Source organism: Candidatus Nitrotoga fabula, assembly GCF_905221025.1.
GTDB lineage: Bacteria > Pseudomonadota > Gammaproteobacteria > Burkholderiales > Gallionellaceae > Nitrotoga > Nitrotoga fabula.
Map to the genome: position 1 here is coordinate 1 of NZ_CAJNBL010000008.1, position 20983 is coordinate 20983.

Genomic DNA, 20983 nt, shown 5'->3' on the forward strand with positions numbered 1-20983 from the left:
CCTCAAAACCCGGGGCGATTCACATCAAGACTGAAATAGCAGTCCACTTTTGTCCTTAAGGCGGACGACTTGAGTAATGGTCACGCCATATTCTTCTTCTCTTCTTTTCTCGTTCTTCCACCCGCCCAGGTGCAGTGCAAGCGTCTCGATTAGGTTATAAACCCGAAGCATTGCTTACTCCTTAACCAATAACAAAATATTCTCTAATATTAATAAACAATAAAAAATATTTTTTGTACTCAACTTTATTTGGTTTTGAAATGTAAAAAAAGAAAGCGAGTTTGCTTAAGAAATTTAACGGACATTCAATCAATACGTGAAACGATTTGATTGTCGACCGTTTTGATAGAAGTGTGACTTAGCCGTTCACAGCAAAAAAATCTGCTTGAACCGAAATCTCATTATTGAGACGAGCTTCGGCAATCAACGCATATTCTCGATTTGCCTCAATGCCAATGTAATCACGACCCAAAAGTTTCGCTGCCACCAATGTAGAACCACTTCCACAAAAAGGATCAAGGACAATCTGGCCTTCCTGTGTGGTTAATTCGATAAGAGACTTCATCAATCGTACAGGTTTTTGTGTTGGATGATGCCCAGATTCCCCAGACATAAATCCACTTGTCAGTATATTATCTGGTGATTTCTCATATTTAAGAAATGCGCTTTCATTAAAAGCGCCGACACCATTAAATAAAATATTATCCGCAATGGTTGTTCCAATTTTATAAGGCCTTGTAAACCAAAGAACGGGCTCAAAAGTTGGTCGAAGATTCCCTACTCTCCAACCTTCCCACTTGGCAAAGTTTTTAAGATCGCCACGTCTCTCATAAACAATGCTCACACGTTGCGCTCTATGTGGTGCTCGTTGCCTTATCCAAGCAAACATATCTTTAAAACTAAAACCCGCATCTTCCAAAGCGGAAATGCATCGATGAGCGTATCGTCTACCTGCAAATATGAAAACAGATCCACCCGGCTTCATGACCCGGAACCATTCTGACGCCCAAGTTGAGCACCATTCATAATATTGCCTTGGGATTTCTCTATCAGCTTCTGACCATCCATTTATCGGTTTTCCTCTTTTTTTAAAAACAGCACCAGCCTTTGCCTGACCGGGGCTTGTTCCCAAATAAGCTGAGTTTTTGTTATCATGAAGGACATCCCAATCCTCTGCACCAATGCCATATGGAATATCACTGAGAATTAGATGAATGTAATCATCAGGAATCCTCTTTATCGCGATCAGGCTATCACTGTTAATTACCTTATTTAGATAATCGTCCATCAGTGCATTACCTTATGCCAAGAAGTTTGTTATCAGAAACGGATATGATAACCTTTATTCTGCTTTCAATTTTGTGTACCTGAATCAGCTCTTTGATCGCCTCATCGTGGCTCATTCGCATTATTTTTTCTCTTTCAGCCGCAAGAAACAATAAAGCCTCTTCCTTCACCGCTGCGATGGACTCAACAGCAGCTTGTTTCTCCAACTTCCAAAGATTTTCAATCTTTGGTGAGTACTCAAGCATTGTTTTATTGACCGCAAGCCAATATTGGGATGCATTTTTTGAGGGATTTAAAGCAGGAATAATTTTGAATATTTCGTGAATCAGCCCTTCTGCTTTTTGCTTACCATCTATGAGTGAGTACGAAACCAGCATCGCAAGATGTGAGTATGTAAAAATGCAGACGTTTCTTGAGCTTGCTTGTTCATAAATTTGGCTTGCTGTTTTTGGCAGTTGGTAAATAGGACAGACGACCATTGCATACGGTTTACCACGTTTCCAATCATCCATTGCTTGGATCTTGAAGTCTTTTTGATTTTTAGCAGTTCTGCTCAATCTGAATGCCTTGGCATCAGCGACAAAACTATAATTATTTGCAAAAACCTCAACATCAGCGGCATCAGCTCTTTCTTTCAATACTAGACTTCTCAGTCCGAGAGCTTTATAGGTTTCCGATAAAAGTGCATCGGTATATTTTGAATATTGTTTTTCTTCGCTAGTGTCGTGCCCATATGATTCTGGTATGTTTCCGCTAAGTCGCAAATGGTCGAGCAATGAGGCCGCACCCTTGTCTTTAATTTCTTCCGAAAGCTCCTTTTCAAGTCTTTCAGAGTCGTCTCCGAAATTTCCGCTGATCTTGCGTATTTCTTCTACCCAGTATTTTCGTCGTTGAATCGCAGCATAACTAATGACTGTCATTTTTATACCCTTTTAAATTGCCTAGCATCGGATTTGATTTCAGCCATTTTTTTGCTACTTGTTTGTCATCACCCAAAGAAAAATAGTAGCCTTTCGTAATCTGCTTCCATGCGTGTCCTGCGTACTGCAAAATTCCCTTCTTTGTAGAAATTTCAGCATCTTTTTTCTTTTTGCTTTTACCGATTATCGCCAACAAGTCTTTGGCGTGCCGCCATTTTTTCCCCTCCAGTTTTGGACAATTATTTGGACAAAAATAGTAGTGTAGAATCGTGGTGTCAACTACCCGCGTAACTATCGAACTATCGGTTTGTATCTGATTCTCTTGGGTTTTGCTCCCTCTTCTCCGAGCCTCCTACGCTTGTCCGCCTCGTATTCCTGGTAATTGCCGTCAAAGAAGGTAACCTGCGAATTGCCTTCAAAAGCAAGAATATGGGTGGCAATGCGGTCCAGAAACCAGCGGTCATGAGAAATGACCAGCACACAACCGGCAAATTCCAGCAACGCATCTTCAAGTGCACGCAGGGTTTCCACGTCCAGATCATTCGAAGGTTCATCCAGAAGCAGAACATTGCCACCTGAAATCAGGGTTTTTGCCAGGTGCAGCCGTCCACGTTCCCCGCCGGAAAGATGGCCAACCAGTTTTTGCTGGTCTGCGCCCTTGAAGTTAAAGCGGCCAATATAGGCGCGCGCGGGGGTCTCGAACTTGCCCACGGAAATGATGTCATTGCCGCCGGAGACCACATCGAATACCGTTTTATCGCTATCCAGGGTGTCGCGCGACTGATCCACATGAGAAATCTTTACCGTTGAGCCGATTTTTATTTCTCCGGAATCCGGGTTTTCCTTTCCGGTGAGCATGCGAAACAAGGTCGATTTTCCTGCACCGTTCGGGCCGATTATCCCGACAATCGCGCCGGGAGGAAGCTTAAAACTGAGATCATCGATCAGTAGCCGATCCCCATATGCTTTCGATACATTGGCAAACTCGATCACCTCATTCCCCAGCCTGTCCGCCACGGGGATGAAAATTTCCTGTGTTTCGTTACGCTTCTGATATTCCTGTGAATTGAGTTCCTCAAAGCGGGCGATACGCGCCTTGGATTTTGCCTGCCGTCCCTTTGGGTTCTGGCGCACCCATTCCAGTTCCTTGTTCAAGGCTTTCTGCCGGGCAGACTCCGAGGCCTCTTCCTGTTTCAGTCTGGCACCTTTCTGCTCCAGCCAGCTGGAGTAATTTCCCTTCCACGGAATGCCATGGCCACGATCCAGCTCCAGAATCCATTCGGCAGCGTTGTCCAGAAAGTAACGGTCATGCGTCACCGCCACTACGGTTCCCGGGAATCGCACAAGGAATTGCTCCAGCCATTCAACCGATTCGGCATCCAGGTGATTGGTCGGTTCATCCAGCAACAGCATATCGGGCCTGGACAATAATAGCCTGCATAGTGCCACGCGGCGCTTCTCGCCCCCTGAAAGATTTTTGATCACGGCATCCCATTCGGGCAGACGTAACGCATCCGCAGCAATTTCCATCTGCTGCCCTGCACTTCCGTCACTAGTGGCAATAATCGCTTCCAGCCTTGCCTGCTCGGCAGCAAGCGCATCAAAATCCGCATCCGGATCAGCATAGGCTGCATACACCTCATCCAGCTTTTTCTGGGCGACAAGCACTTCGCCCAGGCCTTCCTGCACCGCTTCACGTACGGTTTGGTCCGGATTGAGTAGCGGTTCTTGCGGAAGATAACCGATATTCAGGTTCGGCATCGGAATGGCCTCACCTTCAAAATCCTTGTCCACCCCAGCCATGATTTTCAACAAGGTGGATTTGCCCGAGCCATTCAACCCAAGCAATCCGATCTTGGCACCAGGGAAAAAACTGAGGGAAATATCTTTAAGAATCTGTCGCTTGGGCGGAACGACCTTGCTTACGCGATTCATGGTGAAAACGTATTGAGCCATAATATTTATTGATATCCAGATTGAAAAATCCACCACACCTGCATCGGCAGGTCAAATCTTAACAACATGATTAACCATGGGATGGAAAATACCGATCAGGTAATAAACTATAGAGAAACCTGCAACAGAAAATGAGGGAGAACGCGTAAAAATCAACCCCTGTTCGCCAATATATTCAAATTACACGACTCTTTGACGACGCACTTTGTTTCACAGCCATTACTGCTCCAGAATACAAAATTACAGGCCAGAACAAATGCCCACCCAGAGGGACAGCAGTTCATATCCAGATAATCAGCAGAACCACTCCCAGGATTAAAAGTCCCCTGATCACATAATAGAGCGGGCGGTTCCATGCCTTCAGCTTGCGGCGGTATTGACCTGCCAGCCAGACAAAACGGAATAGCTTATTAATGCCGCCGGTTTGATCCCCGGTTTCATTGGGGGAACTTGCCGCAGTCATGATCGTCCTGCCCAACCATTTATTTACTGCCTGCGCCCAGCGATACCGCATCGGACGCTCAATGTCGCAGAACAGAATAATCCGGTTCGAATCACACCCATTCTGCGCCCAGTGAATATAAGTTTCATCGAAAACCACCCCCTTGCCATCGCGCCAGCTATAGCGCTTCCCATCGACTTCAATAAAACAGCGATCATCATTTGGGGTTACCAGCCCAAGGTGATAACGAAGAGAGCCCGCAAACGGGTCACGGTGCGGATTGAGCTTCCCGCCCGGTCCCAGTTCCGCGAACATTGCCGCCTTGACGCACGGAATGGCTCGCAGTAGTGCGACCGTTTGGGGACAATATTGTTCGGCCGATGGATGACTGGCTTCATACCATTTTAAATAAAAACGTTTCCATCCACTTTTAAAGAACGAGTTAAAACCGGCATCATCATTTTTTTCCGTAGATTTTATCTTGTGCATGGCTTGCAGATTCAACGCCTCCGCCTTGATTACTTCCCAGTTCTCTTCAAGCAACTCCAGGCCGCTGAAGTTTTTGACGGGGAAATAGGGCGTGAAAGGAACAGCAGAAAACAGGTACATGAACACGTTTACCGGAGCAACAATGGACGAATGGTCGAATAATTGGCGGAACAGGGGCAAGCGAACCCTTCCCCTGAAATGTACGGTAAAAATGGATAGCAGATAAATAGAGACCAGAGCCCATTTCATGACACTCTACCTGGATATGGTTTCACTAAAGAACAGAGCAATTTGATCCACCCGCATTATTTGCATCATTTTCTTATACCGTATAGTGTTCTGGCATTGCTCCAGCATGCCTCCCGATTGATTACCACAACATGAATCATTCCCATGAAGTGAATGCCAGAGTTTCAGTCCGGCATTATAAATGACTACATCTAGAATCACCTATCCCGGCGGATTTGATCAACATTCTGCGCCACGGCCTGCCAGAAAAAACAAATGTCGGGCAAGCAACCAAACTGGTTCGCTTCTTGGGATTGTTATCCAAGAATAATCCCCTTGGTCACTCCATGTCCGCTTTCTCAACAAAAAGATCCCATGTTGAAATGAACATTGCTGCGATTACCGGTCCGATGATAAAACCGTTCAAACCCATAATGGCCATACCACCCAGCGTAGAAACCAGTACGACATAGTCAGGCATTTTGGTATCCTTTCCGACCAGCAATGGCCTAAGGATGTTATCAATCAGACCGATTACAAGCACGCCAAAAGCAGCCAGAATCACACCGCTCCAGACATCGCCAGAAAGAATAAGATAAATTGCCGCCGGCGCCCAAATCAACGCCGCACCGACTGCGGGCAGGAGCGAAAGAAACGCCATCAGGACACCCCATAATAACGCCCCCTGAATGCCAAGAATCCAGAAAATAAATCCGCCCGCCACACCTTGCATCGCAGCCACTGCAATATTGCCTTTTACTGTCGCACGCAAGACGGTGATGAACTTCTTTAGCAAGAATTTCTTTTGTTCAATGCCTAACGGGATGGCATCACGAATTTTCCCGGACAGGGATGGACCATCGCGCAATAGGAAGAAAAACAGGTACAACATGATCCCAAGGCTGACAACGAACTCGAAAGTGTTCTGACCTATGCTGAAAGCCTGCGTTGCAATATATTTGCTTCCAGCCAGCAAACCGTCGGACAACTCTTGCTGCAACCTGGCAATATTCCCTAATCCGTAACGTTCCATCAGATCGGTCATCCATTGCGGCAGAATCCTTACCACCTGCTGAAAGATGCTGCCCAGATGAATTTCTCCCGACCGGAGTTTCTGATAAAAAATGATTCCTTCCTGGATCAGTGAAGTGGTAATCAGGGTCACGGGCAAAATTACCATGACCAGACAAATTACCAGCGTAATGATTGCGGCCAGATTTTTTCTGTCTCCCGATGCAGCCAGAATCCTGCGATAAAGCGGGGTAAAAAGTATTGCCAGCGCGGCACCCCAGAAAATTGCCCCAAAAAACGGCCACACAACCCACCCGAAAGCTACAGTAACCGTAGCCAGCAGAAACAGAAAAATCTTATTTTGAAATTCTGAAGAATTCATGTGCCGTCCTGATTTTTCAGGCAAATTTCATTCATTGCTGATGAAGTTTCCATCTTACCTGAACTTTCTGCGGATGGCTGTCCTCTATCGGTATTCTGGATTGGCAAATCATGGGACCGATAAATCAGAAGCTTTCCCATGTTTGCCCCACTCGTTTCAACAGGAAAAAATGCCCTGGAAAATCCACACTTTCTTGTATTATCCATGAAATTGAAATTTCCCAAAAGTTTACCCACCCTGAATACCATGCCCCATGCTCTTGATCACCTCCAGGAATACATTTCCATAACGGGCAAGCTTGGCTAGCCCTACTCCGCCAATTTTCTTCAGTTCGTCAAGGTTTCCAGGGCAGTTTTTGAAGATTTCAAATAAAGTGGCATCGTGAAAAATCATATTCGGTGGCATACTTTTCTCCCGTGCAAGTTCCATCCGCTTGGCCTTCAAAGCCAGCCAAAGTGGATCAGCAATTGTCTTAGCGTATATTTAGGCCATCCTGTTCGTCGCATCTTCGACCACTTGCAGGAAAGCATCACCGTACTTCGCCAGTTTGGCCTGACCAACACCACCGATTTGCGCCATCTCGTCCAGCGTCAGCGGTCGGCGATTGAGAATTTCAACCAATGTACTATCGTGGAGGATCACGTAAGGTGGCACGCCCTGTTCGCGCGCAAGTTCCATGCGTTTGGCCCTGAGTGCCTGCCATAACGGATCGTCGTTCGATCCGGTGTCACGCGACTTGCGCTCCCCGCGTTGCGCCTTGCGCTTCACTGGATCAGCATCGCGCCGCAGCCATACCTCCTGCTCGCCGCGCAACACTGAACGCGCAGCCTCGGCAAGCTTCAATCCACCGTAGGCTTCCATGTCTACATTGATATATCCGGCCGCGACCAACTGGCGAAAGACGCTGCTCCATTGTTGCTGCGCCAAATCGTTGCCGATGCCGAAAGTGGAAAGTTGCTGATGGTTAAACTGCTCGACCTTGGGCGTGGCCTTGCCGAGCAGCACGTCGATCAGGTGCGAGACGCCGAAGCATTGCCCGGTGCGATACACGCAGGAAAGCGCCATCTGCGCCGCCTTCGTCGCATCCCAGGTATCCACCGGCTCCAGACAGTTGTCACACTGCCCGCAGTCACCGGGATGTTCCTCGCCGAAGTAGCGCAATATGGTTTGGTGGCGGCATTCGGTGGATTCGCAAAAGCCAAGCAGCGCATCAAGCTTCTGCAACTCGACGCGCTTGCGTTCCTCGGGCGCATCGCCGGACAACAGCATCTGGCGCATCGACACCACATCGCCCAGGCCGTAGGCCATCCACGCATTCGCCTGCAAGCCGTCGCGCCCCGCGCGACCTGTTTCCTGGTAGTAGCCCTCCATGCTCTTGGGCAAATCGAGGTGGGCGACAAAGCGCACGTTGGGCTTGTCTATACCCATGCCGAATGCGACCGTAGCGACCATGATCACACCCTCCTCGCGCAGGAAGCGCTGCTGGTTTCTGTTACGCGTCGCGGCATCCAGTCCGGCATGATACGGCAGGGCATCCCAGCCCTGTTCCTTGAGCCACACGGCCGTCTCCTCTACTTTCTTGCGCGACAAACAGTACACGATCCCCGCGTCGCTCGGATGCTCGGTTTCAAGGAAGGACAGCAACTGCTGGCGAGCATTGTTCTTCAGCGCGACGCGGTAGCGAATGTTGGGCCGATCGAAGCTGGAAACGAATTGCTGCGCATCGCCGAGGGACAACCGCTCAACAATCTCCCGCCGCGTCGGCGCATCGGCGGTAGCGGTCAGCGCGACGCGGGGTACTTCTGGGAAACGCTCGTGCAGCACGGTCAGCTGGCGATACTCAGGACGAAAATCGTGCCCCCATTGCGACACGCAGTGCGCCTCGTCGATGGCAAACAGAGATATGCCGTTCCCTTCATCCAATCGCTCAAGCAGACTCAGGAAACCTTCGGTCATCAGCCGCTCCGGCGCGACATACAGTAGCTTCAGTTCACCGCGATTAAGCTGTCGATACACTTCACGCGCCACATCCGCATCGAGACTGGAGTTCAAGAACGCGGCCTGCACGCCTAACTGCTTAAGCGCATCAACCTGATCCTGCATCAACGCGATCAGTGGCGAGATGACAACAGCACATCCTGGGTGAATCAGGGCAGGTATTTGGTAACATAAACTTTTCCCCCCGCCGGTAGGCATTAATACAAGCGCATCTCCTCCAGCCACAACATATTCAATAATAGATTGCTGTTCGCCACGAAAAGATGGATAACCGAAAACATTATTAAGTATTTGTAGCGCAGTAGGGGTGGACATAAGAACGCCGACTCAAAAATGAACTGCAACGCCTAGCTTGTAGAATACCTGATTGGTTGTTGGATATCCAATTCGACTCTGGGTCGGCTGTTCAATCCTGGCTTATCCTGGCTTGCTGCAAACCCGGACGGTAAATCAACACACAATGGCTATCCAGCTACGGCAGTAATTCCTGGTGCAAAAATCGCTTTTGAAGCAAGAAGAAACCTGGAGAAGCCCGACTTAAGCGAACGCGCATCTGCAACGATTTCCAGAAAATGCACACCCACTATCCACGTACCATCACCAATTATGCCCACATGAATTCATGCAAATGGTTTCACGATAAATGAACAAGGGGATGAAATGCACCCAAAGGAGAAAAAGCTAGGCACATTTACAAAGGAATTCCAGGACCTATTCAGCGGTGTTCATTCACTGGAATGGCAGCAATCCACATATCATAATCGACTGTATATGCAGACAAAAAGCGCCATACTGCCAGCATGGCGCCACCCTGTACCATAACTGGTTCCCGGTTTATGTCCGACAGAGATTACGAACTTCCTGCAATGGCAGAAATAGAGACCGTTATATTTGCTTGATGCTGTTTGACCTGATTTGCCAAAACCAGAACACAGCCAAATTAGCTATATTTTTTATTTTATTTAATCACAATCAAGCACTTACACGGCGCTTGAATTCGCCAGTACGTGTATCAATTTCAATCTTATCGCCAATTTCACAAAAAGCAGCAACCGGCAATTCCATACCGGAATTAATTTTAGCAGGTTTCATTACCTTGCCCGAAGTATCACCACGTATGGCTGGTTCGGTATAGATAATTTCGCGCACTACTGTATTCGGAAGATCAATGGAAATTGCCTTGTCATTATAAAAAACCATTTCACAAGTCATGCCGTCTTCCAGGTAGTTCAACGAATCACCCAGATTTTCCTTTTCAACCTCATATTGGTTGTAATCTGCATCCATAAACACATACATCGGATCAGAAAAATAAGAATAGGTCGCTTCCTTCCGATCCAGGATGACCACATCAAATTTATCATCCGCACGATAAATCGCTTCGCTTGGAGACTCTGTCAACAAGTTCTTGAATTTCATTTTGACTACGGAGCCATTACGACCGGAGCGGGAATATTCCGCCTTCAATACCACCATGGGATCGTTACCAATCATAATAACGTTCCCTACCCGTAGTTCTTGCGCTGTTTTCATATATACCTACCTTAAATCTGATTTACATCCCAAATTTTGCATTTTATCAATTTTTCTAACAAAATTCAGCAAATTCAAAACAAAGTTATTGCCGGACAATTGCATCGACCATTCGCGGGCATGTTGCTGGAATGCCTCCATAAACGAAAAATACACACTCCAGGTATGAATTGAAATGGTTTGAGTCTCTTCACCTCTGTGAGATTTTCCATTCCATCTTTCCCAAAGACATTGCAATGCCTGGGTAGCTTCGCCCTGAAGTTCGGCACAATACAATTTCATGAAAGCAGATAATTTTTTATAATGCACATTGTCCTTCTGCGGGTAAATATGCCAGACGAACGGCTTGCCTGCCCATTGCGCGCGTACAAAAGAATCTTCCCCCCGAACGAAATTTATATCACATGCCCATAGCAGTTCGTCATATTTTTCTTGTGCGACAAAAGGTATTACATGCACTTGCAATTTTCCTTGCTGCAGCACGTCGCCTGTTGCTATGCTTTCCCGCCTAAAAAAAACAGCAACCTGGGGTAAAATCCGGCCTTCTGGAACTAAACACAAAACTGGAGTATGGCTTTGTGCCCATGTAGAAAATAACTCTGGAAGAAAGATGTTTTCATAACAGAACATCGAAATGCGAATTTCATCCGGTTTACGCATAGGCAATCCCAACGTTTTCCAGAACACTGACTGGCAGTGCAATTCTTTTTGAAATGCATCCCGTCGTGCAAGCAGATCTCGTTCTAACAGCAGACCGCCGGTTTCCTGGGTAAACCCCTGAAAGAAAAAATATTTAACAAGAGGAAATGATGGATGGGGGGAAGGCAGGCAATGGCATCCAGCAACCCAATCTTCCGCACTGAGATATTCCATATTAATCCATACAGGTTTGCAGACCTGCGTGGCCATTTTTGTGACATAAGACTTGGGGAGTTCGCACGCATAGGCTTCGATTACAAGTTGTGCAGGTTCAACAAATGCAAACAAGGAGTCCTCTGACAGAAGCCATCGCCTGATTTCCACTCCATTGCTATGCTGCAGGGACTGATCCTGATCAATATCCGGGTTAATACGGCTGAAACTGGACAGGTCATCCACCCAGAGTCGTACCGACAAGTGGTGCTCATGTGCCAATTGCCTGGCAAGGCGCCAGCACACACCAATGTCCCCGAAATTATCTATCACCGTACAAAAAATATCACATGAAATTGATTTATTCATTCCGCTGATGACAATTCATGGAAAAAGCACAGTACATTCTGTTGAAAACACAAAAGCCCCATAAACCGGGGCTTTTGATCACACCATCGGATAGATTTTTATTCTGAAACAGAAGATGCAGGTTCAACAGGAATCAAAGCCTTCATACTTAAACGCAAGCGACCCTTTTCATCTGCTTCCAGAACCTTTACTTTTACAACCTGCCCTTCTTTCAGGACATCAGATACAACGTTTATGCGTTCATTTGAAATTTGAGAAATGTGCAACAAACCATCCTTGCCAGGCATTACATTTACAATCGCCCCGAAGTCCAGCAATTTTACAACGGGTCCTTCATAAACTTTCCCGACTTCAACTTCTGCAACAATATCTTCAATACGCTTTTTGGCTAGCATTCCCGCTTCGCCGTTCACACTGGAGATAGTGAGATTGCCGTCATCATCTATATCAATAGTCGTACCTGTTTCTTCTGTCAAGGTGCGAATCACAGCACCGCCCTTGCCGATCACATCCCGGATTTTTTCCGGATTGATCTTCATTTTGATCATACGAGGAGCATGTACAGAAACTTCCTCCCTGACGGATGGCATTGCCTGCTTCATGATACCGAGAATGTGCATCCGGCCTTCACGCGCCTGGCTTAATGCCGCCTGCATAATTTCGCGCGTTATCCCATTGATCTTGATATCCATCTGCAATGCAGTGATTCCCTGATCGGTTCCTGCAACCTTGAAATCCATATCACCCAGATGGTCCTCGTCACCCAGAATATCGGTCAGTACAGCGAAACGATTGCCTTCCTTGATCAACCCCATGGCAATCCCCGCCACATGATTTTTAACCGGAACACCGGCATCCATCATCGCCAGACATCCGCCACATACCGATGCCATTGAACTGGATCCATTTGACTCAGTAATTTCAGAAACCAGACGAATTGAATAGCCAAATTCTTCTTCAGTTGGCAACGTGGCAACCAATGCTCGCTTCGCCAAACGCCCATGCCCAATTTCACGCCGTTTTGGTGTGCCAACACGACCCGTTTCCCCAGTAGAGTACGGAGGGAAATTATAATGCAGCATGAAACGATCCAAATATTCGCCTTGCAGGGCATCAATTTTTTGTGAGTCACGCGCGGTTCCAAGAGTAGCCACTACCAGCGCCTGAGTTTCACCGCGAGTAAATAAGATTGAGCCATGCGTACGCGGTAAAATGCCTGTACGGATGGAAATGGGACGCACAGTACGCGTATCACGCCCATCGATACGGGGCTCACCACTTAATATCTGCCCTCTTACTATCCTGGATTCCAGTGCCTGGAACAATTCATTCAGATGATTTTTTGGAACCGTAGCATACTCGGACTCTGACAAGACACCCATAACATGGGCGCGAATCGCTTCCACCTGGTCCGTACGTGTCTGTTTTTCACGAATGGCATACGCTTGTTGCAAGCTGTTTTCAGCCAACTCTGCAATTTTTGCGCTTAACTCCATATCATGAACCGGTGCACTCCAATCCCAGTCTGGAGAACCAGCTGCATCCGCCATTTCCAGGATCGCCTGAATCACCGCCTGCATTTGCTGGTGCCCGAACATCACCGCCCCAAGCATGATATCCTCGGATAATTCCTGCGCTTCAGATTCAACCATTAAAACTGCCTGCTGCGTACCTGCTACCACCAGATCCATTTTGGATTGAACAAGCTGGTCTACCGTGGGGTTCAGGATGTATTCACCATCCAGATATCCAACTCTTGCAGCCCCAATTGGCCCATCAAAAGGAATGCCGGACAGTGCAAGGGCCGCAGAAGCGCCAATCATGGCAGGAATATCAGAGTCGATCTGGTTATCCGAAGACAGCACTGTAGCAACAATCTGTACCTCGTTATAAAAACCTTCAGGAAACAATGGACGCAGAGGACGGTCAATCAAGCGTGAAGTAAGTACCTCCTTTTCGCTAGGACGGCCTTCACGCCGGAAAAAGCCTCCCGGAATTTTCCCTGCAGCGTAGGTACGCTCCTGATAATCTACTGTTAATGGAAAAAAATCCTGCTCGGGTTTGGCATTTTTCTTGCCTACGACGGTTACCAGAACAACCGTATCATCCATGCTAACCAGAACCGCTCCGCTGGCCTGGCGTGCGATTTCCCCGGTTTCCAGGGTGAGCTGATGATTTCCATAGGTTAATGATTTCTTATAGTGACTCAATGTACGCCTCTCTGTGCTTGACGTGACGCGGATGCGCCTTATAGGGTAAGGCTAAATGATTAGAATGGATGCACCTAAAATAACACGGGCCGCAACCGCGACCCTCTTGTCAGGACTTCTATTTGCGTAATTCCAGGCGTTGAATCAGGGCGCGGTAACTCCCCTCATTTTTACCTTTAAGATAATCCAGCAGCTTTCTACGACGGCTAACCAATCGCAGCAAGCCACGACGGGAATGATGATCCTTCATATGCTCCTTAAAATGATCGGTCAGGTAATTGATCCGCGCAGTCATCAATGCAACCTGAACCTCTGGAGATCCGGTATCACCCTTCACACGTTGGTAATCAGTCACAATTTGCGCTTTTTGCGCTGCGGTAATAGACATAATCTTTCAAACCCCACTAGATAAAAAGTTCCGCATTTTACTCTTGAATGCAGCAGATACTCAAGCTTATTCGGACAGTAAAACCAATTCCACATTGGCATTCGTATACCGATTCATTCGGATTCGGACAGGGGTTGTAATGTCGTCGACAAATTCTCCTTTCCAAAAATAGAATTCATTTTTTATTCCCCGGAATACAAATGACCCCTGCCTGAACTTATTGGGCTATACAAATCCGGTGAAAACTGTTTTGAATCGTTTATTCCACTGGCACCTTACCACAACCATGCAGACATGGAATAATCATCTATCTCGGCACGCCGCCCGTTTTGCTACCCAGGACAACAATCTTATGGGGGTCAGTCGTTGTGCCAGGAGCTCAGCCACCCCGACAAAGCGCCCCTCTCCATATACTCGAACCTTGCCATCCTGCAATGCGGTGTCTACCGCAAGCCGTTGTCCCTGAGCAATACGGATGACTTGCGGCAAATCCAGCTCCAGTACTGGCAAATCCTGCACCAGACTATCTACCGGCAAAACATACTGTTCCCGCTCTTGCATGGAGGCCGATTCCATTCGCTCCAGATCAAGCGCTCCAGCAAGACTGAATCGTCCAATTCCTGTCCGGCGCAATCCGCGTAGATGAGCACCACACCCCAACGCCAGCCCAATATCCTCCGCCAGGGTGCGCACATAAGTACCCTTGCTGCAATGCACCGTTACCTCAATCTCGTCAACCTCAAAACTCTCCAATACAAGCTCATGTATTATCACGCTTCGGCTTTCGCGCATTACGGTTTCACCCTTGCGGATATACTCATACAATGGTTTGCCCTGATATTTGATAGCACTATGCATCGGAGGCATCTGTTGAATGACGCCAACAAAACTTTCCAACACAGCACGTATCCGTGATATATCCAAATTTACCGGACAGGAACTGGTAATTTCACCCTCGACATCACCTGTTGTGGTAGTTTGGCCAAACCGGATTCGTGCACGGTACGTCTTGTCTGCATCCAACAAGCAATTTGTGAATTTTGTAGCCTCGCCAAAACAAACAGGCAGCAGGCCGGTCGCCATGGGATCAAGTGTGCCGGTGTGCCCTGCTTTCTCGGCCTGCAACAAGCGGCGCACCTTTTGCAGGGCAATATTCGAGCTGAGATTCAGAGGTTTATCGAACAGCAGAATGCCATCCAATGCGCGCTTTATGCGAGTCATGCTATATCCGCGGACAGACCCTCATTGCTGCTTTTTCTGCAGAACGCAAGTCACATCAGGTTTATCATGGTCAGACAAACTGCCGGAAGACTCGCAGGAAGAATCATCTTGAGATAACTGGTCGTCAGCAACCGCCTGATCAATAAGCCGCGACAAGCGTGCACCATACTCGATCGAAGGATCATAAATAAAATGCAGCTGTGGCAAGACGCGTAGCTTCATGGAATGAGCGAGTTGGCTGCGCAAAAAACCACTGGCATGCTCCAAACCCTCCTGTGCAGCCTTTCTTTCTCCACCCAAGGTCGTGTAGAACACCTTTGCATGGGAATAATCTCTGGTTACGTCCACTCCCGTCAGCGTGATCATACCTATGCGAGGATCCCTTAGCTCGAGGCGCAGCAGCTGAGCAAGCTCGCGCTGAATCTGCTCAGCTATCCGATCAGTCCTGTAATAGCCTTTAGGCATTTTAAGGACGCGCCACTTCTATGATTTCGAATACCTCAAGCTGATCCCCTACCTGAAGATCATTGAAATTACGCAAGGATAAACCACATTCAAAATTGGCACGCACTTCCTTGACGTCATCCTTAAATCGTTTCAATGAATCCAGTTCTCCAGTATGAATAACCACATTATTTCGCAACACCCTGACCTGTGCATTACGCTTGATTATGCCACTGGTCACATAGCAGCCCGCAATAGTACCGATCTTGGAGATAACAAAAACCTGGCGGACATCGACCATGCCCAGAATTACCTCCTTTTGTTCCGGGGCACGCATTCCGGACAGTGCAGCTTTTATGGCATCAACCATTTCATAAATGATATTGTAATATCGTATATCCACACCTGATGACTCTGCCAGTTTGCGTGCAGCAACATCGGCACGGGTATTAAATCCAATCACGATAGCCTTAGAAGCCAGCGCCAAATTAATATCCGATTCACTGATCGCACCCACTCCAGTGTGGATCAGATTAACTTTTACCTCTTCGGTAGATAATTTTTGCAGAGTATGGGCAATCGCCTCACAGGAGCCCTGAACGTCAGCCTTAATAATCAGAGGCAACATGCGCACTTCACCCTCGGCCATCTGTTCAAACATGTTCTCAAGTGTTGCAGCCTGCTGTTTAGCCAACTTAACTGCCCGGAATTTCCCCTGTCGGAACAAAGCAATTTCACGGGCCTTTTTTTCATCAGAAATAACCAGCATGCTTTCACCGGCGACCGGAACCTCAGATAAACCCTGAATTTCAACTGGAATCGACGGACCTGCTTCAGTTACTGCCTTGCCATTCTCATCCAGCATGGCGCGCACCCTTCCGGAAACCACACCTACCAGCACGGCATCACCACGCTTCAAAGTACCCGATTGCACCAGAATGGTGGCAACAGGTCCTTTGCCCTTGTCCAATCTAGCTTCAATTACAATCCCCCTGGCCAAACTTATTCTAGGCGCAGTAAGTTGCAACAATTCGGCTTGCAACAACACGCTCTCCAGCAAGGAATCAATACCCTGCCCGGTCTTTGCGGACACTTCGACGAACATGGCGTCACCACCCCAGTCCTCAGGAACCACCCCTTCTGTAACCAATTCCTGTTTAACACGCTCCGAATTGGCATCAGGCTTGTCTATCTTCGTAACCGCAACCACAATAGGTACGTTGGCTGCCTTTGCGTGATGGATCGCTTCCTTTGTCTGCGGCATAACGCCATCATCGGCAGCCACCACCAAAATGACAATATCCGTCACCTTGGAACCACGCGCTCTCATTGCAGTAAATGCCTCGTGACCCGGAGTATCCAGAAATGTAATCATTCCGCGCGGAGTATCCACATGATAAGCCCCAATATGCTGTGTAATGCCCCCTGCCTCACCGCTAGCCACCCGGGACCGGCGAATATAATCCAGCAATGACGTCTTGCCATGATCAACGTGACCCATGACGGTCACTACCGGGGCGCGAGGCTCCAACGGTGCATTCATGTGTTCTTCAGACTCTTTCAGGTATGCTCCTGGATCATCCGCTTTTGCCGGTATGGCAACATGCCCCAGCTCTTCCACTACAATCATTGCGGTTTCTTGGTCGATAACCTGATTAATGGTTACCATAGAGCCCAATTTCATTAACGCCTTAATGATTTCAACCGCCTTGATTGACATTTTTTGTGCCAACTCGGCGACACTGATTGTCTCAGGCACCGTAACCTCATGCACAATTGGTTCAGTCGGTAAGGAAAAAGCATGCTGGGGTGTCTCTTCGTGTTTTACAGGCTTGGCATGATGACGTGGACTTCCATTCCCGCGTCCGGCACTCCAGGCAGAAGCGCGCGAATCAACGGTTGTAGATGTCCGCTTTTTATGCCCTGGCTCAACCCAGGTACCCGTCCTGTCAGTGCCAGTCTCCTTCACGCCTTTTTTGGCTCCGGGACGTGCAACCTTATCGCCCGGCTTAGGCATAGGCTTATGCAACGTGCCTTCAACCAGATCAGTTTTTACCTCAGGTACAGTGGTCGGTTCTTCGGACACTGGAGCAGGAACAGATTTAGGTTCTGGAGCTACAGCCGGAGGTGGTGCAACCTCCAAAACCGGTGTTGTTTTCCGTTTGACCTGTTCTTTCTTTGCCTGGATTTCAGCAGCTTGGCGTGCTGCCAGCTCTGCCTGATTACGCGCCTCTTGAGCACGAAGAGCAATTTCCTGCTCTCCCAATATATCCAGCTTTGAGGGTTTTGGTACAGCCTGCACTGGAGCAGGACTTACTGATACAGGTGCTATTGGTTCAGTTTGAACGGCTAAACTTGGTGCAACCACGCGTTTTTTACGCACTTCAACCTGTATGGTACGAGCCCTGCCCGAGCTGTCAGACTTCCTGATTTCCGTTGTTTCACGGCGCGTCAGTATAATTTTTTTACTGCTGGGGCTACCCCCGCCATGTGTTCTATGGAGGTGTTCTAGCAATTTTGCCTTGTCCTGTTCCGATATACTGTCTGTTTCCTGCTTTTTGTCCACCCCGGCGGCCTGTAGTTGTTCAAGCAGCAGCCCAACTGGCAAACTGAGCTCACCAGCAAACTGTGCTACATTCATTTTTCCCATCACTACCCCTTAACCCCCAAATTTAGAGACTTGCAACACTCTAGACTTTACAGAACCCATTAAATCAGAACGGCTTACAGCCCATTACCATTTCTTAGGGCAAATTTCCCGCCAAAACCGGTACGCCAAATATAGGCAAACAGTGCACCAGCAACCGTCAAATTCCCATGCCTCACATCTACGATGATAATCGGCATCCTTTTGCATCATCACAGCCCAAATCAGTCAGCCGGCTGGCTGATTCTAGACAAAACCTTTACGAAAACCAAGGCGCTCGCGCTGCCATGATTAACTGGTTTGCATGCTTTTCATCTATACCAGTCTGCTCCACCAGCTCATCAACATCCAGATCAGCCAGCTGCTCCTGCGTACCAATCCCCTTGCTTGCCAAAATTCGAGCCGTTTTCTCATCCACACCATCAAGCTTAACCAGATCCTCAATGTTATGTTCAACCAGCTCTTCATTCACAATTGCAGCCGTCAACAGCGCATTGCGTGCACGGCTACGCAGCTCATTCACTGTTACCTCATCAAGAGACTCGATTTCCAGCATTTCGTTAAGAGGGACATAAGCCACTTCTTCCAGTGTATTGAAACCTTCACGTGCCAAAATTTCTGCCACCTCTGCATCCACATCCAGCTTTTCAATAAACAGATCACGCACTCTGGATAATTCCAGCTCATTCTTCCGGGAGGATTCTTCCGTAGTCATAATATTCAGCTCCCACCCGGTCAACTCGCTGGCCAGACGAACATTCTGGCCATTCCGACCGATGGCCTGAGCAAGGTTTTCTTCCTCCACCACCACATCCATACTATGACTGTCTTCATCTACCATGATACTGTCCACATCCGCTGGTGCCAGCGCATTAATGACGCTGGTAGCAGGATCCTCCGACCATAACACAATATCAATCCGCTCTCCAGCCAGCTCATTTGTCACAGCCTGTACGCGCGAACCACGCATACCTACGCAAGTTCCAATCGGATCAATCCGGATATCATGCGAACGCACAGAAATTTTTGCACGAGCCCCAGGATCGCGAGCTGCGCTCACAATTTCCAACAATCCTTCTTCGACTTCAGGAACTTCCAGTTCGAATAATTTGATTAGAAATTGAGGTGTAATCCTTGACAAGGTAATCTGTGGTCCACGCACGGAACGATCCACACCCAGCAAATATGCACGCACACGATCGCCTACACGCAAATTTTCTTTCGGGATCATCTGATCACGCGGAAGTAAAGCTTCTACCTTGCCGAATTCTACAATAGCGTTACCTCGCTCAATACGTTTTACAGTACCAGTTACCAGATGCTCTTTTCGTTCCATGAAATCATTCAAGATCTGCTCTCGTTCTGCGTCACGAATCTTCTGGAAGATCACCTGCTTGGCAGCCTGTGCGCCTATGCGCCCGAAATCAACTGATTCCAGTGGCTCCTCAATGAACTCACCCAGCTGAATGTTTGGATTGTGTTTACGTGCCTCAGTTAATTTCACATGCAGATCAGGGGTTTCAAATGTCTCATCATCCATCACCTGCCAGCAACGGAATGATTCATATTCACCTGTATTTCGATCTATCGTGACACGCACATCTGATTCCTCAGTAAAACGTTTCTTGGTTGCGGAAACCAGAGCAGATTCCAGCGCACCAAATACCACCCCCCTGTCCACGTTTTTCTCACGCGCCAAGGCATCAACCAACAGTAAAACCTCTCGACTCATCTCTGTCTCCAGCCAACCCGAATTTTCGTCAACACTAGTGCAGTCACTTGCTTAATTTTCATGGCCCGATCCCATGCAAAATTTCATTCCATCCAAGTAAGTTACGCATCTATCCTATTCTTTTGTATTGCGGGGTCAGAAAAAAAAATTCACAGCACGTGCAATATGTTGTAAAAACCGGACTCATCAACCTTGCACGGCCATCACTACACTTAAAAAACTGGCACCAAATGAGCCTTATCCAAATTGGAAAGTTCAATTGAAATTGGCTTTCCATCGACTTCCAACTGCAAAACTCCGTTCACGAGATCACCGAGAATCCCGGTAAAATTCCTTCGGCCATCCAATGGAAGACGTAACTTTAATTGCGCCTTCCTGCCACGAAAACGTATAAAATCTTTTTCTTTCTTAATCGGCCGATCTAACCCTGGCGAGGAAACTTCAAGTCGCGCATAATCTACCCCCTCTACTGCAAAAAGACGTGTCAACTGGTGGCTAACCAATTCGCAATCTTCTACCGTAATACCGTCAAACTTATCGAGAAACACTCGCAACAAACCTCTACCGGATATTTCAAGGTCAACCAATTCATATCCCAACCCAGTCACCGTTGTTTCGACTAATTTCAGTACGTCCATGACCATGCCCACAAATAAAAAACGGGCCTAGGCCCATCTGAAAACTTTGTTAAGTATAGCAAAAATATGCAGCAATGGGAATTGCCCCACGCATAACTGCCCACTCATAGCGTGTCATGTTGAATACAATAACTGGAAACTTAGAACTCAAGCTGCACTGGGAAATGCAGTATCGGAATTCAGCATCAACTGGATTTCCAAATCCTGTGTAATGTAAAATTCATAATATCCAGAAC

Annotated in this window: 17 protein-coding genes and 1 pseudogene; all 18 read right to left on the bottom strand. The window is 47.7% G+C overall.

Features of this window, described 5'->3' with window-relative positions; all coding sequences use genetic code 11:
* Nucleotides 1-24: 24 nt before the first annotated feature.
* On the bottom strand, nucleotides 25-171 hold the full coding sequence (locus KJA68_RS03085; protein WP_213035472.1) for a hypothetical protein: 147 nt from the start codon (nucleotides 169-171) through the stop codon (nucleotides 25-27).
* 187 nt (nucleotides 172-358) lie between these two features.
* On the bottom strand, nucleotides 359-1288 hold the full coding sequence (locus tag KJA68_RS03090) for a DNA-methyltransferase (RefSeq protein ID WP_213035473.1): 930 nt from the start codon (nucleotides 1286-1288) through the stop codon (nucleotides 359-361).
* A 7-nt stretch (nucleotides 1289-1295) separates the two neighbouring features.
* Nucleotides 1296-2207 carry a HindIII family type II restriction endonuclease gene (locus KJA68_RS03095; RefSeq protein ID WP_213035474.1) on the bottom strand — a complete coding sequence of 304 codons (912 nt, stop codon included), beginning with the start codon at nucleotides 2205-2207 and terminating at the stop codon, nucleotides 1296-1298.
* Complete coding sequence (locus KJA68_RS03100) at nucleotides 2194-2403, bottom strand: hypothetical protein (protein ID WP_213035475.1); 210 nt, start codon at nucleotides 2401-2403, stop codon at nucleotides 2194-2196. The genes KJA68_RS03095 and KJA68_RS03100 overlap by 14 nt, the downstream gene beginning before the upstream one ends.
* Before the next feature lie 95 nt (nucleotides 2404-2498).
* The gene (gene ettA / locus KJA68_RS03105) at nucleotides 2499-4163 is read right to left on the bottom strand and encodes an energy-dependent translational throttle protein EttA (protein ID WP_213035476.1); all 1665 of its coding nucleotides are present in this window, start codon (nucleotides 4161-4163) and stop codon (nucleotides 2499-2501) included.
* Nucleotides 4164-4443: 280 nt separating this feature from the next.
* Nucleotides 4444-5343 carry a lipid A hydroxylase LpxO gene (gene lpxO / locus KJA68_RS03110; RefSeq protein WP_213035477.1) on the bottom strand — a complete coding sequence of 300 codons (900 nt, stop codon included), beginning with the start codon at nucleotides 5341-5343 and terminating at the stop codon, nucleotides 4444-4446.
* A 319-nt stretch (nucleotides 5344-5662) separates the two neighbouring features.
* Nucleotides 5663-6715, bottom strand: coding sequence for an AI-2E family transporter (locus KJA68_RS03115; protein WP_213035478.1), 1053 nt, complete (start codon nucleotides 6713-6715; stop codon nucleotides 5663-5665).
* Between the two features lie 228 nt (nucleotides 6716-6943).
* A complete protein-coding gene (locus tag KJA68_RS03120; protein ID WP_281412127.1) occupies nucleotides 6944-7159 on the bottom strand; it encodes an HRDC domain-containing protein in 216 nt (71 codons plus the stop codon).
* Between the two features lie 39 nt (nucleotides 7160-7198).
* A complete protein-coding gene (recQ, locus tag KJA68_RS03125; protein WP_213035480.1) occupies nucleotides 7199-9028 on the bottom strand; it encodes a DNA helicase RecQ in 1830 nt (609 codons plus the stop codon).
* 657 nt (nucleotides 9029-9685) lie between these two features.
* A complete protein-coding gene (efp, locus tag KJA68_RS03130; RefSeq protein WP_213035481.1) occupies nucleotides 9686-10246 on the bottom strand; it encodes an elongation factor P in 561 nt (186 codons plus the stop codon).
* A gap of 6 nt (nucleotides 10247-10252) precedes the next feature.
* Nucleotides 10253-11467, bottom strand: coding sequence for an elongation factor P maturation arginine rhamnosyltransferase EarP (earP, locus tag KJA68_RS03135; protein WP_213035482.1), 1215 nt, complete (start codon nucleotides 11465-11467; stop codon nucleotides 10253-10255).
* Nucleotides 11468-11565: 98 nt separating this feature from the next.
* Nucleotides 11566-13677: a polyribonucleotide nucleotidyltransferase gene (pnp, locus tag KJA68_RS03140; RefSeq protein ID WP_213035483.1), complete on the bottom strand. Its 2112-nt coding sequence runs from the start codon at nucleotides 13675-13677 to the stop codon at nucleotides 11566-11568.
* Between the two features lie 118 nt (nucleotides 13678-13795).
* Entirely contained in the window at nucleotides 13796-14065 is a 270-nt protein-coding gene (rpsO, locus tag KJA68_RS03145) for a 30S ribosomal protein S15 (protein WP_213035484.1), read from the bottom strand.
* 303 nt (nucleotides 14066-14368) lie between these two features.
* Nucleotides 14369-15286, bottom strand: a complete 918-nt coding sequence (gene truB, locus KJA68_RS03150) for a tRNA pseudouridine(55) synthase TruB (RefSeq protein ID WP_213035485.1) — start codon at nucleotides 15284-15286, stop codon at nucleotides 14369-14371.
* 117 nt (nucleotides 15287-15403) lie between these two features.
* Nucleotides 15404-15751: pseudogene (gene rbfA / locus KJA68_RS03155) on the bottom strand (30S ribosome-binding factor RbfA); the annotation flags it as partial.
* A gap of 1 nt (nucleotide 15752) precedes the next feature.
* Nucleotides 15753-18380 carry a translation initiation factor IF-2 gene (gene infB, locus KJA68_RS03160; protein WP_213035487.1) on the bottom strand — a complete coding sequence of 876 codons (2628 nt, stop codon included), beginning with the start codon at nucleotides 18378-18380 and terminating at the stop codon, nucleotides 15753-15755.
* A gap of 256 nt (nucleotides 18381-18636) precedes the next feature.
* Nucleotides 18637-20109: a transcription termination factor NusA gene (gene nusA, locus KJA68_RS03165; protein WP_213035488.1), complete on the bottom strand. Its 1473-nt coding sequence runs from the start codon at nucleotides 20107-20109 to the stop codon at nucleotides 18637-18639.
* Nucleotides 20110-20321: 212 nt separating this feature from the next.
* Nucleotides 20322-20747 carry a ribosome maturation factor RimP gene (rimP, locus tag KJA68_RS03170; RefSeq protein WP_213035489.1) on the bottom strand — a complete coding sequence of 142 codons (426 nt, stop codon included), beginning with the start codon at nucleotides 20745-20747 and terminating at the stop codon, nucleotides 20322-20324.
* Nucleotides 20748-20983: the final 236 nt, after the last annotated feature.

What these genes read in the sequence shown, in the direction of transcription:
- lpxO (WP_213035477.1), bottom strand. Translation starts at nt 5,343, where the DNA reads ATGAAATGGGCTCTGGTCTCTATTTATCTGCTATCCATTTTTACCGTA.
- KJA68_RS03085 (WP_213035472.1), bottom strand. Translation starts at nt 171, where the DNA reads ATGCTTCGGGTTTATAACCTAATCGAGACGCTTGCACTGCACCTGGGC.
- rimP (WP_213035489.1), bottom strand. Translation starts at nt 20,747, where the DNA reads ATGGACGTACTGAAATTAGTCGAAACAACGGTGACTGGGTTGGGATAT.
- infB (WP_213035487.1), bottom strand. Translation starts at nt 18,380, where the DNA reads ATGGGAAAAATGAATGTAGCACAGTTTGCTGGTGAGCTCAGTTTGCCA.
- KJA68_RS03115 (WP_213035478.1), bottom strand. Translation starts at nt 6,715, where the DNA reads ATGAATTCTTCAGAATTTCAAAATAAGATTTTTCTGTTTCTGCTGGCT.
- rpsO (WP_213035484.1), bottom strand. Translation starts at nt 14,065, where the DNA reads ATGTCTATTACCGCAGCGCAAAAAGCGCAAATTGTGACTGATTACCAA.
- nusA (WP_213035488.1), bottom strand. Translation starts at nt 20,109, where the DNA reads ATGAGTCGAGAGGTTTTACTGTTGGTTGATGCCTTGGCGCGTGAGAAA.
- ettA (WP_213035476.1), bottom strand. Translation starts at nt 4,163, where the DNA reads ATGGCTCAATACGTTTTCACCATGAATCGCGTAAGCAAGGTCGTTCCG.
- earP (WP_213035482.1), bottom strand. Translation starts at nt 11,467, where the DNA reads ATGAATAAATCAATTTCATGTGATATTTTTTGTACGGTGATAGATAAT.
- recQ (WP_213035480.1), bottom strand. Translation starts at nt 9,028, where the DNA reads ATGTCCACCCCTACTGCGCTACAAATACTTAATAATGTTTTCGGTTAT.
- truB (WP_213035485.1), bottom strand. Translation starts at nt 15,286, where the DNA reads ATGACTCGCATAAAGCGCGCATTGGATGGCATTCTGCTGTTCGATAAA.
- KJA68_RS03090 (WP_213035473.1), bottom strand. Translation starts at nt 1,288, where the DNA reads ATGGACGATTATCTAAATAAGGTAATTAACAGTGATAGCCTGATCGCG.
- KJA68_RS03095 (WP_213035474.1), bottom strand. Translation starts at nt 2,207, where the DNA reads ATGACAGTCATTAGTTATGCTGCGATTCAACGACGAAAATACTGGGTA.
- efp (WP_213035481.1), bottom strand. Translation starts at nt 10,246, where the DNA reads ATGAAAACAGCGCAAGAACTACGGGTAGGGAACGTTATTATGATTGGT.